The sequence below is a fragment of the Chryseobacterium sp. RLHN22 genome (genome assembly GCF_051011795.1).
GTDB lineage: Bacteria > Bacteroidota > Bacteroidia > Flavobacteriales > Weeksellaceae > Chryseobacterium > Chryseobacterium zhengzhouense.
In genome coordinates, this window is record NZ_JBPCHW010000023.1 from 21,489 (window position 1) to 38,342 (window position 16,854).

General features: G+C 34.9%; 15 protein-coding genes and 1 pseudogene. 5 read left to right on the forward strand and 11 right to left on the reverse strand.

Annotation, left to right across the window (positions count from 1 at the left end; translation table 11 throughout):
- Positions 1–96 precede the first annotated feature (96 nt).
- Entirely contained in the window at positions 97–2,529 is a 2,433-nt protein-coding gene (locus ACR1PN_RS17735) for an alpha-ketoacid dehydrogenase subunit alpha/beta (RefSeq protein ID WP_433981111.1), read from the reverse strand.
- A 137-nt stretch (positions 2,530–2,666) separates the two neighbouring features.
- Between ACR1PN_RS17735 and ACR1PN_RS17740 the strand changes: the two genes are divergently transcribed.
- Positions 2,667–2,942, forward strand: coding sequence for a hypothetical protein (locus tag ACR1PN_RS17740; RefSeq protein ID WP_433981112.1), 276 nt, complete (start codon positions 2,667–2,669; stop codon positions 2,940–2,942).
- Between the two features lie 18 nt (positions 2,943–2,960).
- Here the strand turns inward: ACR1PN_RS17740 and ACR1PN_RS17745 are convergent, their stop codons facing one another.
- The 4 genes from ACR1PN_RS17745 to queA all read right to left on the reverse strand — a co-directional run bounded on the left by ACR1PN_RS17745 (position 2,961) and on the right by queA (position 7,288).
- Complete coding sequence (locus ACR1PN_RS17745; RefSeq protein ID WP_433981113.1) at positions 2,961–3,938, reverse strand: polyprenyl synthetase family protein; 978 nt, start codon at positions 3,936–3,938, stop codon at positions 2,961–2,963.
- Between the two features lie 69 nt (positions 3,939–4,007).
- Positions 4,008–4,886, reverse strand: coding sequence for a hypothetical protein (locus tag ACR1PN_RS17750; protein ID WP_433981114.1), 879 nt, complete (start codon positions 4,884–4,886; stop codon positions 4,008–4,010).
- 229 nt (positions 4,887–5,115) lie between these two features.
- On the reverse strand, positions 5,116–6,150 hold the full coding sequence (gene rlmN / locus ACR1PN_RS17755) for a 23S rRNA (adenine(2503)-C(2))-methyltransferase RlmN (RefSeq protein WP_378180334.1): 1,035 nt from the start codon (positions 6,148–6,150) through the stop codon (positions 5,116–5,118).
- Positions 6,151–6,238: 88 nt separating this feature from the next.
- Entirely contained in the window at positions 6,239–7,288 is a 1,050-nt protein-coding gene (gene queA / locus ACR1PN_RS17760) for a tRNA preQ1(34) S-adenosylmethionine ribosyltransferase-isomerase QueA (RefSeq protein ID WP_378180331.1), read from the reverse strand.
- Positions 7,289–7,485: 197 nt separating this feature from the next.
- Between queA and ACR1PN_RS17765 the strand changes: the two genes are divergently transcribed.
- Complete coding sequence (locus tag ACR1PN_RS17765; protein ID WP_433981115.1) at positions 7,486–7,608, forward strand: hypothetical protein; 123 nt, start codon at positions 7,486–7,488, stop codon at positions 7,606–7,608.
- Positions 7,609–7,620: 12 nt separating this feature from the next.
- Positions 7,621–8,178 (forward strand): annotated as a pseudogene (locus ACR1PN_RS17770) (AIM24 family protein); the annotation flags it as partial.
- 73 nt (positions 8,179–8,251) lie between these two features.
- Here ACR1PN_RS17770 and ACR1PN_RS17775 read toward each other — a convergent pair.
- The 6 genes from ACR1PN_RS17775 to ACR1PN_RS17800 form a co-directional block, all read right to left on the reverse strand.
- Positions 8,252–8,743 carry a DNA-deoxyinosine glycosylase gene (locus tag ACR1PN_RS17775; protein ID WP_433981116.1) on the reverse strand — a complete coding sequence of 164 codons (492 nt, stop codon included), beginning with the start codon at positions 8,741–8,743 and terminating at the stop codon, positions 8,252–8,254.
- A 136-nt stretch (positions 8,744–8,879) separates the two neighbouring features.
- Positions 8,880–10,874: an alpha/beta fold hydrolase gene (locus tag ACR1PN_RS17780; protein ID WP_433981117.1), complete on the reverse strand. Its 1,995-nt coding sequence runs from the start codon at positions 10,872–10,874 to the stop codon at positions 8,880–8,882.
- Between the two features lie 129 nt (positions 10,875–11,003).
- Positions 11,004–11,303, reverse strand: a complete 300-nt coding sequence (locus tag ACR1PN_RS17785; protein ID WP_433981118.1) for a hypothetical protein — start codon at positions 11,301–11,303, stop codon at positions 11,004–11,006.
- 204 nt (positions 11,304–11,507) lie between these two features.
- A complete protein-coding gene (locus ACR1PN_RS17790) occupies positions 11,508–12,476 on the reverse strand; it encodes a 2-hydroxyacid dehydrogenase (RefSeq protein ID WP_433981119.1) in 969 nt (322 codons plus the stop codon).
- 115 nt (positions 12,477–12,591) lie between these two features.
- Positions 12,592–12,987 (reverse strand): DUF1801 domain-containing protein, encoded by a 396-nt coding sequence (locus ACR1PN_RS17795; protein WP_433981120.1) that lies wholly within the window; start codon positions 12,985–12,987, stop codon positions 12,592–12,594.
- A gap of 73 nt (positions 12,988–13,060) precedes the next feature.
- On the reverse strand, positions 13,061–13,711 hold the full coding sequence (locus ACR1PN_RS17800; RefSeq protein ID WP_433981121.1) for a protein-L-isoaspartate(D-aspartate) O-methyltransferase: 651 nt from the start codon (positions 13,709–13,711) through the stop codon (positions 13,061–13,063).
- Positions 13,712–13,920: 209 nt separating this feature from the next.
- Here ACR1PN_RS17800 and ACR1PN_RS17805 point away from each other — a divergent pair, with 209 nt between their 5' ends.
- Together ACR1PN_RS17805 and ACR1PN_RS17810 are read left to right on the forward strand one after the other, a co-directional pair.
- On the forward strand, positions 13,921–14,883 hold the full coding sequence (locus ACR1PN_RS17805; protein ID WP_433981122.1) for a Gfo/Idh/MocA family protein: 963 nt from the start codon (positions 13,921–13,923) through the stop codon (positions 14,881–14,883).
- A 187-nt stretch (positions 14,884–15,070) separates the two neighbouring features.
- Positions 15,071–16,792, forward strand: a complete 1,722-nt coding sequence (locus tag ACR1PN_RS17810) for a cellulase family glycosylhydrolase (RefSeq protein WP_433981123.1) — start codon at positions 15,071–15,073, stop codon at positions 16,790–16,792.
- Positions 16,793–16,854 lie beyond the last annotated feature (62 nt).

Consider the following 16,854-nt stretch of genomic DNA (forward strand, 5'->3'; position numbering starts at 1 on the left):
ATCCCGTCTAAAGAGAAACAACAATATACTAATTTTAGTCAACAAAAAACCGCCTCCAAAAAGAAAGCGGTTTCAAAATTTATCTAAAAATCCCAATTAAAATATCGCAGGATATTTCTGAGGATTTGTCTCATTGAACATCGCATAGATTTTTTCAACCATATCATCTGCAGATGGCTTAGAGAAATAATCTCCGTCACTTGCATACGCAGGTCTGTGATCATTTGCAGAAATCGTCAATGGATCAGAATCCAAGAATCTGAATGCTTTTTGTTTTTCTAAAATCTGCTGAAGGATAAATGCTGAGGTTCCACCTTCCACATCTTCATCGATGACAACTAATCTGTTCGTTTTCTTTACCGATTCAGCAATTTCGTGCGTTAAATCGAAAGGAATTAATGACTGAACATCAATAACTTCTGCAGAAATTCCTGATTTTTCTAATTCTTCTGCAGCTTCCATTACAATTCTCCAGGTAGAACCGTACGTTACCAATGTAACATCAGCTCCTTCTTTTGTAACTTCAATTTTCCCAACAGGAACAGTAAATTCACCTAAGTTATCCGGTTGTTTTTCTTTTAATCTGTATCCGTTCAGACATTCAACAATTACGGCAGGATCGTCGCTTTGAAGCATTGTGTTATAGAATCCGGCAGCTTTTGTTAAGTTTCTTGGAACCAATACCAAAATCCCTTTTGAAAGATTAAGAATTCCCGCCATTGGAGAACCTGAATGCCAAACTCCTTCTAATCTGTGACCTCTTGTTCTGATGATTACCGGAGCTTTCTGACCGCCCTTTGTTCTGTATTGAACCGTCGCCAAATCATCACTCATCCCTTGTAAACAGTACAAAATATAGTCTAAATACTGGATTTCAGCGATTGGTCTTAAACCTCTCATTGCCATTCCGATTCCCTGACCAAGAATTGTAGCTTCACGAATTCCTGTATCGGCAACACGAACGTCACCATATTTCTCCTGCATTCCTTCAAGACCCTGGTTTACATCACCAATATTTCCGGCATCTTCACCAAAAACTAAAGTTTCAGGATATTTTTCGAAGATTTTATCGAAGTTATTTCTTACCACTACTCTTCCGTCCACATCTTCAGAACTATCTGAATAGATTGGTTTAACTTCTTTTACATTCTCTGCTTTCCACTGAGACTGAGAATACAAATGAGAAGAATAATTGTCTTTTTCAACCTCAAAAATCTCATTATATTTCTGCATCAACTGGTTTCTTTCTGCAGAGTTTGTCCCTCTTGTTGCCAATAAAGATCTTCTTACCAAATGGAAAACATCTTTTTTAGCTTTAGAAACCAATTTATTGAACTGACTGATATAGTTTTCAATTTCAGCGTGTTGTCCTTCCAGATTTTCAACTAAAGGCAACACTGAACTGATTAAATCCGTGATTGTTTTTTGATAGCTTTCCCAAGCCTGTTTTTGTCCGGCTTTTACCGTTTTTTTAGCTTCTTCATCAATGGTATCCAACTCTTCTGCAGTTGCCAATACTTCTTCTTTACCGTCAATTTCGATGGAATAATTTAAAATCCATTCTTTGAATTTCACCAACCCATCGAACTGCGCTTCCCAAGCCAGACGATCTTCATTTTTATATCTTTCGTGAGATCCTGAAGTAGAGTGACCTTGCGGCTGCGTAACTTCAATGACGTGAACCACAACCGGCACAGATTCCATTCTTGCAAACTGCTCTGCTCTTGCGTAAGCGTCTAACAATGCCGGATAATCCCAAGCTTTCACCTGGATGATTTCACATCCCTGAAACTCCCCTTCTTTTCTCTGGAAACCGCTCAACATTTCAGCAATATCTGCTTTTGCTCTCTGCTTCATCGTAGGCACAGAAATTCCGTAACCATCATCCCAAATGGAAACAATCATCGGAACCTGAAGGGCACAAGCCGCATTCAACGTTTCCCAAAAATGACCTTCCGCAGTAGAAGCGTCACCAATCGTTCCGAAAGCGATCTCGTTACCGTCTTTCGAAAACTTTTCAGAGCCATCGAATTTAACCGATTTATATATTTTTGAAGCCTGAGCCAACCCTAATAATCTCGGCATTTGTCCTGCTGTAGGAGAAATATCCGAAGAAATATTTTTCTGAGCCGTTAAATCTTTCCAGCTTCCGTCTTCATTCAAACTTCTGGTTGCAAAGTGACCGTTCATCTGTCTTCCAGCAGAAGCAGGTTCTCTTTCAACACTGGTATCGGCGTATAATTGTGCAAAAAAACTTTCAACAGTAAGAGCATCAGCAGCCAAAGCAAAAGTTTGATCTCTGTAATATCCTGAACGGAAGTCGCCATTTTTGAAAACTTTCGCCATCGCCAATTGTGGCAACTCTTTTCCATCTCCGAAAATACCGAACTTGGCTTTTCCGGTAAGTACTTCTCTCCTGCCCAGATAAGACATTTCACGAGAAATTCTTCCTAATTTATAATCTTCAAGTATTTGATTTTTAAAGTCCTGAAAGGATATTTGCTGAGTTTCGATATAGGTTGTCTGCATAGCCAAATATAAAATATTTTTTATTTTGAAGTATTTTGCTAATATACACTTTTTAAATTAATTTTAATTTTTAATAATCTTTTTTAAAAATTTGATAATAAAAAAAATTGTCATTATCTTGAAATAAATTTGTATTGATGGAAAAGAAATCTTCACATATCCTTAATGCTTCGAGCAATCTTCTGGGATTTTCTCTGGTCATTATTACTTCACTGAAAATCACAAAAATAAGCCACAGTACACATTTAGATGAGTTTGCAGGTGTCGCTTGTCTTTGCTTTGCTTTCAGCTGTTTCTTCTCATTTCTTGCCATTCGTTCCAAAAAAGAAAAGACCGGAAATAAGTTTGAGACTATTGCGGATTATTTATTTTTAAGCGCATTATTTTGCATCGTACTTGCTGTGATATCGTAACGATGAGAATAATTTAAATCAGAATTTACGCTCGATAACGTAATCTAGCATCGTATGAAGCGATTTTCGTACTTCAGAATCAGGAAACTCATTAAGAATATCTTTTGCTTTCTGCTGGAAATTTTTCATAACACCGATTGCATAATCTAAACCTCCTGAACTTTTCACAAAAGCAATCAGTTCTTTTACGCGTTTTTGATCGTTGTTATAACGTTTTATCGTATTGAAATAATATTTTCTGTCGGTTTCGTTAGCTGTTTTTAGAGTATGAATTAGAGGCAAGGTCATTTTTTGCTCTTTAATATCGATTCCAACAGGTTTTCCTATGACATTTGAACTTAAATAATCAAAAAGGTCATCTTTGATCTGAAAAGCCATTCCGGTATATGTTCCGAAATCCATCATTTTTTTAGCCAGATTTTCATCAACACCGTTTGATACTGCACCTATTTCACAGCATGCAGCAATTAAAGTCGCCGTTTTCTGACGGATAATTTCATAGTAAACATCTTCGGTAATATCAAGTTTTCGCGCTTTTTCCAACTGAAGAAGTTCACCCTCAGACATTTCTCTGATCGTTCTTGAAATTACAGACAACAAATCGTAATCTTTATGGTCTGTAGAAAGTAAAACCGCTTTTGACAATAAGAAATCTCCTACCAAAACCGCTATCTTATTTTTCCATAAAGCATTGATTGAAAAGAAATTACGCCTTTTAAAACTTTCATCCACCACATCATCATGTACCAAAGTAGCGGTATGAATAAGCTCGATCATCGAAGCGCCACGATACGTTTTTTCGTTAACATCACCCGTAAGTTTTGCGCAAAGAAACACAAACATAGGACGCATCTGCTTCCCTTTTGTTGTAACGATAAAACGTGTGACTTTATCTAATAAAGGTACTTTACTCTGCATTGATTCATAAAACTTTTGTTCAAAAAGCTTCATTTCCTCATTGATCGGTCGCTTGATTTCTTCTACAGTATTCGCCACAATCTTCGGATGATGGATAAATTATTAATTCCCACAAAGATAATTTTTTTCGGGCAATTTTAAGAAAAATTAAAGTTTGAGTTTTTCAATCGGAATAAAATAAAAAAACGGTTTTGTTTTTTTGATAGGTGAATAGAATTTTTCTCCTGAAATATAAATTCCTTTTTCATCGACAGCAATCCCTTCGATCTGACCAATTGATAAAGCACTTCCTAAATATAACTTCCTTGGGTTGTTTTTAAAGAAAATCCCGGGTTCTGATTCATTGAAAACCATAAGAAAAACTTCAGTTTTTTTGGTGTATCCTACAACAAACAACTTTTTACCATAATAAGACGCATCGGAAATCATAAAACCTGTTTTGTAAGATTCTATTTTTTGTGCAGACTGATTTTCAAAATTTTCGGGATCAATCGTAAAATGCGTTGTTGATTTTGAAGACCACTCTTTGGTGAAAATGTGGATTTTTCCGTTTAAATAAATCATCGACTCCAGATCGAAATCTGTATTGATATTTTTAGGGGTAAAATCCTGCTGTTCTGGATAGTAAAAAGAAATTGTCTTTAAAGAATCGTTAATCAACTGATTATTCTGAAAAGGAATTTTGTAAACTTTCAGATCTTTTCTTGTTCCCGTATTATTTCCGAAATCACCGATATAAAAATTTTCGCCGTCGTTGGCTAAAGCTTCCCAATCTTTGTTTTCGACTTTTGTTTTTAAAGTATTGAGAATTTTTCCTGACGTCTTATCTATCTCATATAGTTCCGCAGGATTTCCACTGTCGTTGAACGTGTATAATTTTCCTTCAAATAAACTTAATCCTGAAGTTTCCTGAATAGAATCATTTAAAATTGCAATACGGAATTTTTTAAGCTTAAAAATTTCGGATTGTTGCGCATTTAAAACAATTGAAAAACTGATAATAAATAAAAGAAAAACCTTCTTCATTTAGCAAAAATAAGGTTTTTGACGTGAATGGATGATTAAGAAACGGATGATTGATTTGACTAAAAAATTGAACCACTTCGTGGTTCTTTGATATTGCAAGCTAATTTATTTTTCCATGAATATCACCACGGCTATTGACATTGAACCACTTCGTGGTTCTCTCAGCTTAACAATAAATTTATAGAATAGGATAGATAATTTGAAAATAAATCACTCAGGACAATTGAGATTATTCAGCCGTTTTATTGGCCAATTGTCCGCATGCAGCATCAATATCACCACCTCTGCTTTTTCTTACCATCACAGTAATTCCAGCTTTTTCGAGCTCACGAACGTATTTTTCTTCAGCAGCAATACTTCGGTGATCAAATTTTCCTTCTCCGATCGGGTTGTACTGAATTAAATTAACTTTAGATGGAACCTGTCGGCAATATTTAATTAAAGCTCTAATATCTTCGTCTTTATCGTTGATGCCTTTCCAGACACAATATTCAAACGTAATGACAGATCCTGTTTTTTTATACCAGTACTGAAGTGCTTCCATAATATCCGTTAAAGGAAACTTATCCGAAAACGGCATAATTTCATTTCGGGTAGATTCTACTGCTGAGTGCAGAGAAAGTGCAAGTTTTACTCTAAGGTCATCGTCTGCCAACATTTTGATCATTTTCGGAATTCCTGATGTGGAAACAGTAATTCTTCGCGGAGACATCCCCAAACCTTCTGGCTGGGTGATTTTTTTGATGGCTTCAACTACATTTTTGTAATTCATCATCGGCTCTCCCATACCCATAAAAACAATGTTGGTAAGCGGACGGTTGTAATACTCTTTACTTTGTCTATCAATTAAAGCTACCTGATCCACAATTTCTGCCACTTCAAGATTTCTCATCCTTTTGAGCTTAGCTGTAGCGCAGAATTCACAATTTAAAGAGCAGCCGACTTGTGAAGAAACGCAGGCTGTTGTTCTGGTTTCTGTAGGAATTAAAACAGATTCCACCATTAAACCGTCGTGTAACTTTACTCCGTTTTTAATAGTTCCGTCAGTAGATTTCTGGAACTGATCTACTGCAGCGGGATTCATTACAAAATCTCGGGTAAGATGTTCTCTCAGGTTTTTTGAAAGATTCGTCATTTCTTCAAACGAATGAAGATTTTTACTCCAGATCCAGTCATAGACCTGCTTGGCACGAAACGGCTTTTCGCCGATGGTACCAAAATAGTCTTTGAGTTGGTCGAGAGATAAAGTACGGATGTCTTTCATTATGTTGTTGGATGTTGGATGTCAGAAGATGAAAGAAAATTGGGCACCGAATTGCAAACTTCCAGCACCCAACTTCCAGCTTCCAGCTTTATAAAATTAACATTGCATCTCCGTAAGAGTAAAATTTGTACTTCTCTTTTACAGCTTCTTCGTATGCGTGCATTACGAAATCTCTTCCGGCAAACGCTGCAATCATCATAATTAAGGTAGATTTTGGCGTGTGGAAGTTTGTAATCATTGAATTGGCAACTCCGAAATCATGAGGTGGATAGATAAATTTATTTGTCCATCCCTGGAATGCAGAGATTTTTTTATTTGAGGAAACAGAAGTTTCCAAAGCTCTCATCGTCGTTGTTCCTACTGCACAAACCCTTCTATTTTCCTGTACTGCATTATTGATAATCTGGGCATTTTTCTCATCAATAATGATTTCTTCAGATTCCATTTTATGTTTAGAAAGATCTTCTACTTCAATCGGGTTGAACGTTCCCAAACCAACATGCAGTGTTACCTCAGCGAAATCAATTCCTTTGATCTCCAGCCTTTTCATTAAATGCTTAGAGAAGTGTAAACCAGCAGTTGGTGCTGCAACAGCTCCTTCCACTTTTGCATATATAGTTTGATATCTTTCTGCATCTTCAGGTTCAACGGCTCTTTTGATGTATTTAGGAAGTGGAGTTTCTCCAAGTTCTTTCAATTTAGCTCTGAATTCTTCGTATGAACCATCAAATAAGAATCTCAAGGTTCTTCCTCTTGATGTTGTATTATCGATAACTTCAGCTACCAAAGATTCATCTTCAGTAAAGAATAATTTATTACCAATTCTGATTTTTCTTGCAGGATCTACCAAAACGTCCCAAACACGGGTTTCTTTATCAAGTTCTCTCAACAGGAAAACTTCAATTTTAGCTCCAGTTTTTTCTTTATTTCCATAAAGACGAGCAGGGAAAACTTTGGTATTATTGAAGATGAAAAGATCTTTCTCATCGAAATAATCTACAACATCTTTGAATAATTTATGCTCAATGGTTTCTGTTTTTCTGTCAAGAACCATTAATCTTGCTTCATCTCTGTGTTCGGAAGGGTGTTCTGCCAATAATTCTGCAGGAAGGTCGAAATTAAAATCGGATGTCTTCATTTTTTAAATTACGGTTTAAAAATTATAAAAATTACAGGGTGTAATTTTCGAGGTGCAAATATACAACATTCTATACCCCTTTGTCAAGTATTTATTTCACTCCTCTTTATTCATGGTCATTAAAGATGATAATTTTATTATTTTTTAATCTTTTTTGTAGAAAATTTCGGTAATTTGGCCTGACAAAATATTAGACGATGAGCAAATATTCAATTGAATCTTTTGTAAATGAAACAAAAGAAAATCCATTAGAAAGAGATTATTTCGAACTGGAAAAACCAGCACTTTTAGAAATCAACTTAAACAATCAGGCAGTCTAGACAAAAGCAGGAAGCATGGTGGGTTACATCGGAAACATCAACTTTGAAAGACAGGGAATGCTTTCCGGCGGACTTGGAAATTTGTTAAAAAAAGCAATTAGCGGTGAAGGCTCCAAACTAATGAAAGCAGAAGGAACCGGAAAATTATATGTTGCTGATGACGGTAAAAAAGTAAGAATTTTATATTTAAATAATGAAACGGTTTGTGTAAACGGAAATGATGTTTTAGCGCACGAACAAAGTATAAAAAGTGATATCACGATGTTAAAAAGCATCGCTGGAGTCATGTCGGGAGGATTATTCCAGGTAAAACTTTCCGGAACTGGACATATAGCCATTACAACTCACGGAGAGCCTTTAACTTTATTGGTAACTCCGGACGCACCGGTTTTTACAGACCCAAATGCAACCGTTGCATGGTCTGGGAATTTAAGTCCTGAACTGAAAACGAATGTTTCTTTTAAGAGCCTGATTGGAAGAGGAAGTGGGGAAGAATTTCAGATGAAGTTTTCCGGCAATGGCTGGGTTTTGATACAGCCGTATGAGGAGGTTTATAGGATTGAGAAGTAGTTTCAATTCAATTTTGAATTATCAATAAATCAATTGTAAATAATAAAAAAGCAACTTCAAAAAAGAGTTGCTTTTATTTTATATAATCTAATATCTTTTTCCATTCTTCCAATTTTCTTTCAAAAGGAATCGTGTGAAGCGGGCTTGTCGAAGGTAATAGATAAATCGGAATTTTAAAATTTTTGCCTAATAATTTCTGTAGATTTTTGTAAGACTTGCCGCCATTGCAAAATATTGCTGTAATGTTGGGATAATCTTCCAAAAGCTCTTCAATCTGATTGGCTTCTTCATTTTTTATTTCTGAATCTAAGCTTCCCTTTCTTTCACAAGAATCAATCACATCCCAAAGTGCGATATGATGTTTCTTTAAAACATTTAATCTTTCTTCATAATCTTCTGTAAATTTCTCGTTGAATAATTCAAAAATAATTTTCCAGAATTTATTTTGAGGATGACCGTAATATTGTTGTTTTTCCAAAGATTTCACACCGGGAAATGAACCTAAAATTAAAATTTTAGAATCATTACTAATGATGGGTGGAAAGGAGAAAATTCGGTTTTGCATGATTCAAATATATAAATTTTGGCTAAAGCCTTTATTAACTTTAAAAACAAAAAGCGGACTAAAGTCCGCTCCTATTGATTTTTACATTGCTTAACTCTTTTAACCACCTCAAAAGGAAGAGAGTTTTGAGGTTAATTTACAATGTTTCTTTCAGCCAGTCAAAAAATTCTCTCTGCCAAACCAAACCGTTTTGCGGATGAAGAACCCAATGATTTTCGTTCGGGAAATACACTAATTTAGATTTTAACCCTCTCAGTTTTGCAGCCTGAAAAGCTTCCTGACCTTGTTCGTAAGGAACTCTGAAATCAATTCCGCCCTGAACGATCATGATCGGCTTATTCCATTTATCAACAAAATTACTCGGATTAAATTCTGTATATGCTTTTGGAAGCGGTTTTTCCCATGGAGAACCCAAATCCCAGTTTGCAAACCAAAGCTCTTCCGTGGTTAAATACCAGGATTTCATATCAAATAATCCGTCGTGAGCGATGAAAGTTTTAAATCTGTTTTCGTGAATTCCGGCCAACATAAATACGCTGTAACCTCCGTAACTTGCTCCTACTGCTGCAACTCTTTCTCCGTCAACATACGGTAAAGTTTTCGCAAAATCTGTTGCTGCCAAATAATCTTTCATCGGTTGTCCGCCCCAATCTCTTGAGATTTCTTCGTTCCATTTTGTTCCCCAACCCGGCATTCCTCTTCTGTTTGGTGCTACAACGATGTACCCGTTGGCTGCCATTAAAGAGAAATTCCATCTTGTGCTGAAAAATTGGGTTAATGCAGATTGTGGACCACCTTGGCAATACACTAATGTCGGATATTTTTTATTCGGGTCAAAATTCGGCGGATAATGGAACCAAACTCCCATTTCTTTTCCGTCTGAAGTTTTTACCATTTTCAATTCAGATTTCCCTTGAGAAAGTTTAGCATAAACCTCTTTATTGACATCTGTAACCTGCTTTAATTCTCCGTTTTTTAAATTAACAGAATAAATTTCCGATGCATGATTGATGTCTGTTTTTGAAACTAAAAGTGACGTTTTCTGGTCTGCAAAAATTTCATTGATATCAAAATCGCCTTTTGTAATCTGCTGAACTTTTGAGTCTTTAGGATTTAACGAAAACAACTGTTTTGTTCCTCTGAAAGCCGCTGTAAAGTAAATCGATTTTGAATCCCCGCTCCAGAAAACATCTCCTGAAACCGATTCGTCCCAACCTTTTGTAAGGTTTGAAGTTTTACCTGATTTCCAGTCCATCAGTTTGATGTCATTTTTATCAGCTTCATAACCGTCTCTTTCCATACTTTGCCACACCAAAGATTTTCCATCTGGACTGAATTTTGGATTAACATCATATCCTTTGTTGGACTCAGTTAAATTTTTTGTTGTTCCCGAAGCTAAATCATAAGCAAAAATATCAGTGTTTGTACTTGTTGAGTATTCTTTACCACTTTTAGGTTTTGTAACATATAAAAGCTGTGAAGAATCAGGGCTGAAAATAAAATCTTCTGCTCCACCGAAAGGTCTTTGCGGAGAATCCCATGTTTTTCCTTCCAATAAATCTTTTGCAGAATCTACATTTGAAGACGTATTTACCACAAAAACATGATTGTATTTTCCTTCATTGAAATAATCCCAATGTCTGTGATTCAAATCGGTGTAAACCTGTGCTGTCGTTTTTGGCGTGTCGGAATATTTATCTTTCCCCATTAATTTCTCAACCAAAACCTGCTTACTGAACGCAATTTTCTTTCCGTCCGGAGAAATCACAATGTTATCTGCTTCCCCGATGGTGTAAAATTCTGCCCATGTTTTTCCGTTGTCTTTAGAAAGGAAAATCTTATCACCTTCCTGAGCATAAATTCCGTTTTTATCCCACTGAATCAATGCTTTTTTACCAAAATCTATTTTAGAAGACTGGTTGTTAACAACATTCAGAAAATAATTTTCACTTTTTGTTTTTTCGGTTTTAAGATCGGTTTGTCCGATTTTATAAATCAGCGAAGAATGGTCGGGAGAAACTGCCTGTACACCAACTTTTTTCAAAGTCCAAAGAATTTCAGGCGTCATGACTTGTTGTGCATTCATAACCAACGGAGCTGCCAAAGCGAGCAGACTGTGCTTCAATTTCATACTAAATACATTTTAAAAGAATTTCAGAATACGTATTCATTAATTCTTATTTACATTCAAAGATTGCCAAAGTTAATATTTAATATAAAAATAGCATAAAAAATCCCACAGTATTTTGCGGGATTATGATTAAGAGACAATGTCGTCGTTTTCTTCTTCGTGGTCGTCTTCATTATCGCTTATACTGTAAAAACTGTTTTCTTCATCGGGAAGCTGATCCGTGATCTGCTCAAAATTATCATCATCTTCTGCTCCGGGAACATCCAGCCCGTACGGCATTTCATCATTAACATGTGATGGATTTGTAATAGGATTTCCGTCTCCGTCTAAAGGAATATGCTCTTCTCTGTTGAAAATATCTTCACCCGGATTATAATCCATTTCCTCCAATTTTCTGTCCTGTTCGTTTTTGTTATCTTCTGGTATCATAATATTGTATTTAGTGTTGATGTTTTAAAGACAAAAATGAGTCCAATTTCATTGAAGAGCCAAGGAAAAAGTAAAAAGAAACAAGTTGAAGAGATTAAGTTAATGATTTTTAATCTGTAAACCAAAATTTTAAATTTTTAAATCTTGCATAAAAATCTCACACCCCGAGTCCCGAATCTCAAACTTCTAATCTCAAATCTCAAATCAATACACTTCCGGATTTGCAATGTGCGGCATTTTTTCACCTTTTGAAAAAGCAATAAGATTTTCAGCAGCTAATCTCGCCATTCCATTTCTTGCTTCAACCGTTGCAGAACCGATGTGTGGAAGAATGCAAACATTTGTCAATTGTAAAATAGGATCATTATCTTCAATCGGTTCCGGATTGGTCACATCTAAACCCGCTCCCCAAATTTCTCCTGAAACCAAAGCTTCAAATAAATCTTTCTGATTGTGAAAACCTCCTCTCGCCGTATTAACAAAAATCGCAGTTTTTTTCATTTTTTTGAAAACGGAAGCATCAAATAAATTGCTTTGTTCGGGTTTAAAATTCGCATGAATGCTTAAAACATCCGACTGCTCTATTAATTCATCAAAAGAAACATATTTTGCATTCAATTCTTTTTCGGCTTCTTCATTATGATTTCTGTTGTGGTAAATAATATTCATTCCGAAAGCTTTTTTACACTTTTCTGCCATTTCAAAACCTATTCTTCCCAAACCGAAAATCCCCAGAGTTTTACCATATAATTCCTGGCCAAGTTCATACATCGGGTCAAAATTACCCCAGTTATTATCTTTTACTTTCTGAAAATAAAAACTTGCACGTCTCGCAACCGATTGCATCAGTAAAAATGCAACATCAGAAGTCGCACGACTTAAAACATCAGGTGTATTTCCGATCGGGATATTTCTTTTATTGGCTTCTTTAATATCAACATGATCAAAACCTACGCTATACAAAGCAATTGCTTTTATGTTAGAATATTTTCCAAAAAACTCTTTGTCAAATTTATTTTGTCCTACATTTAAAATGGCATCTGCATTTTTACAGTAAGAATGCCATTCTTCCTGCGAAAGATTATTATTTTCAGGTATGATTACTTCTAATCCTGCATCTTTCAGCATTGTAATTCCTACTTCAGGAATTCTTTTATTGATAAAAACTTTCATTATACTTTATTATCTGATTTAAATAAAAAACCTCACTACTTTAAAATGAGGTTGTATTTGTTTTTGATATTGATCACAAAACTGAAAGTCCAATTTTCATTCCGATTAAATGATTTTAACCTTTAATTTTGATTAATTCTCCCTTTCTTTTTACAATATTTTTGTAGTCCCACTGAATTTCTTGTGATTTTTTAAGCCAGATTTTAAGATCTGTATCATCAATTTCTTCTACATTATTATAAAATATGGATGCATCCTGAAACTTCGCTCCTTCAACGTTCAGTTTTTCTTCATTAAAAGATTTTCCGCTCCAGAACATGAGACGAATTCCTTTTTTCTGTTTACTGTATCCTACAATCGGGTTTCCATCAAGAAACCAGACCGGGTGTGCATGCCAGATTTTCGATTCTGAATGTGTTAAATTTTCATCAATTAGATATGATAATTTTGAACAGATTTCCTGATCAGATTCGGTTTGTAAACTGTTGTAATTCTGGATTTCGGTATTCATGTTTTAAACTTTTTTGAGCCATTAGATTTTAATCAATCTAACCTTTTAATTCTGTTAATGTTTAAGCATTAAACTACTGATTTGTTTTATTCAACATCGGTACAAATTTATATGCTCCAAATTCTTCTTTCTCAATCTCTGTCAAAGAAATTTTTGTAAATCTGTACAAAACCTGTTGATCCGTCGGTCCCAAAGGAATGACCATTTTTCCGCCAACTTTTAGTTGTTTTAATAATTCCGTGGGTAAAACAGATGCACCACAAGTCACAATAATTTTATCAAAAGGAGCAAAAGTGGGAAGTCCGGCAAAACCATCTCCAAAGCTCTGAAATTTTGGAAAAAGATTCATTTCTCTCAGTTTTTTCTTAGAAAAATCAAAGAGATCTTTCTGTCTTTCAACGGTATAAACATTGGCTTTCATTGCCAATAAAACAGCAGTCTGATAACCACAACCTGTTCCAATTTCAAGAACCTTTTCACCTTCCCTCACCTGCAAAAGCTCAGATTGCTCTGCAACTGTTGAAGGATGCGAAATCGTCTGATGCGCCGCAATCGGAAAAGCACGGTCTTCATAAGCATAATCTTCAAAAATACTCTCAATAAAAAGGTGCCGCGGAACTTCATTGATGGCAGAAAGCACAAGTTCATCAGAAATACCGATTCTGTGCCTAAGATATTCAACCAAATTCTTCCTTTTACCCTTGTGTACAAACGAATCAACCATATCACAAAAATAGGAATTTGATTTGAAATTTGCAGTTCGAGATTTGAAATTTTACTGGTTATTTATGCCACGAATTCACGAATATTTTTTGAAAAAATTGTACAGATGGTCAATCTGCAATATTGAATACTTAATTTTGAATTTCAAATCTTAAATCTCGAATCTTAATTTCAAATTAAACATTTATCTTTACAAAAATTTGATACGCTATGTTAAAAGCAGGTTTGGTAGGTGCCGGACATTTGGGAAAAATACATTTGAAACTTCTGAATCAGTCTGATAAATATGAGTTTGTAGGTTTCCATGATAAAGATGCAGAAAACGGGAAAAAACTCGAAGCAGAATTTGGATATAAATATTTTGAAAATTTTGATGATTTATTAGATCAAATCGAAATGTTGGATATTGTAACTCCAACCATTTATCATTACGATTATGCTTTAAAAGCCATAGAAAAAGGACTTCATTTTTTCATTGAAAAACCGGTTACCCAAACACTTGAACAGGCTGAAGAAATTTTGATAAAATGTCGTGAAAACGGCATCAAAGCACAGGTTGGTCATGTTGAAAGATACAATCCTGCGTTTATCGGAGCTAAAGATTATATCAAAGATCCGATGTTTATTGAAATTCATCGTCTTGCAGAATTTAATCCTCGTGGGACGGATGTTTCTGTAGTTTTGGATCTGATGATTCACGATCTTGATATTTTGCTGAGTGTTGTAAAATCTCCAGTAAAAAACATTCATGCGAGTGGAGTTTGTGTAGTGAGTAAAACTCCGGATATCACCAACGCAAGAATTGAATTTGAAAACGGTTGTGTTGCCAATTTAACAACTTCAAGAATTTCTATGAAAGCGATGAGAAAGAGCCGTTTTTTCCAGAAAGATGCTTATATTTCTGTAGATTTCTTAGAGAAAAAAGCGGAAGTCATCAGAATGCAGGACGCACCGGAAAATCCTACTCCATTTGATATGATTATTGAAAATGCAGAAGGCGAGAAAAATCAGATTTTATTTGAATATCCGAATATTCAGCCGAATAATGCGATTCTGGATGAACTGAATTCTTTTGCAGATGCCATTCTTAAAGAAAAAAATGTAGAAGTTTCTCTGGAAGACGGAACAGAAGCTTTAAAAGTAGCTTTGAAAATTATGGAATTGATTTCTTAGTTAAAAATGACATACATATTATATAAACGGGCTTTAGCCCGTTTTTTTGTTTTAATCTCTTCAGATTTACTATTTCACTATTATTAATATGAATTGTTTTAGTTAGAACATTACAATTCAACAATTTTTAAATATATTTGTTAAATTCAAAATCTTAAATCCCTACTATTTATAAAAAAATTAAACTATGAAAAGAGCCATCCTATTATCCGCTTTTTTATTGTCTCAATTTGGGACATCACAATTATTAAAAACACAAGGTCAAAAAATAGTTAATGATAAAGGTGAAAATATTCAACTTCGGGGGCTTGGTTTAGGAGGCTGGATGCTTCAGGAAGGATATATGCTGAAAACAGCAGATTTTGCCGGGCCACAGTATAAAATCAAAGAGAAGATTGCAGAACTGATCGGTAAGGATGGAATGGAAAACTTCTACAAAGCCTACCTAAAAAATGGAGTTACAAAACAGGATATAGATTTTTTAGCAAAATCCGGTTTTAATTCAATTCGTCTTCCGATGCATTACAATTTATATACTTTACCGATTGAAAAAGAGCCGAAAAAAGGCCAAAATACATGGCTGGAAGAAGGTTTTAAAATGACAGACGAACTATTGCAATGGTGTAAAGACAATAAAATTTATTTGATTCTTGATCTTCATGCTGCTCCTGGAGGACAAGGAAACGATGTGAATATTTCTGATAATGACAAATCAAAACCTTCACTTTGGGAGAGTGAGGAAAATCAGAAAAAAACGATCGCACTTTGGAAAAAATTAGCCGACAGATATAAAGACGAAGCTTGGATCGGCGGTTATGACTTAATCAATGAACCTAACATCAATTTCACCGGAAAAAATCCAAATGGAACCGATGAAATGTCGAATGCTCCGCTTTGGAAATTACAGCAAGAGATTACGGAAGCAATTCGTACGGTGGATAAAAAACATATCATTTTTCTTGAAGGAAACGGTTGGGGAAATAATTACAACGGGTTACCAAAGCTTTGGGATAATAATCTTGCTTTCAGCTTCCACAAATACTGGAATTATAATGATGACGGAACCATACAATTTGCACTGGATTTAAGAGAAAAACATAATGCTCCAATCTGGTTGGGTGAAACAGGAGAAAATTCTAATGTCTGGTTTACAGAACTTATTCAGCTATTGGATAAACACAACATCGGTTATGCGTTCTGGCCAATGAAAAAAATTGATAATATTGCAGGAATTACAAACGTAAAAATCACCCCGGAGTATGAAAAGCTTTTAGATTACTGGAAAAACGGTGGAGAAAAGCCATCTAAAGAATTTGCTACAAAAGCTTTGATGAAAATTGCAGACAATTATAAATTCAGCAATACTGAAATCAAGAAAGATGTAATCGATGCGATGTTCAGACAAACAACCGACAATTCAACAAAACCGTTCACAAGTCATAAAGCTCCGGGAAAAATCTCTGCGACAGATTACGATTTAGGAAGAATGGGTTCTGCTTATTTAGATAAAGATTATATTAATCTTTGGGTAAGTGATCCTGCAAAAAGATCAGAGTGGAATTCTGGAAATCAACTGAGAAATGACGGGGTGGATATTTATAAAACCAATGATAATACATATTATGTAGGTAAAACCGAAGCCGGAGAATGGATGCAATACACCATCAACTCTAAAATGGATAAAAATTTTTCTTTAAATATCAATTATTCAAGTGCCACTAGCGGAAAAATGAGAATTGAAAATGCTTCAGGAAAATTATTAACTACAATATCTCTAGATTCTACAGGAGGAAATGAAAACTGGAAAACTGCATCTGTGAAAGGTATTCCTTTCAAAAAAGGGGAAAATAAAATCAGAATTGTTTTTGAAACCGACGGCATCAACTTTAATTATTTTGAATTGCAATAGCAAAAATTTAAGCATAAATCCTCTTAAACTAAGGGGATTTTTATATAAGAGTAATTATCTTT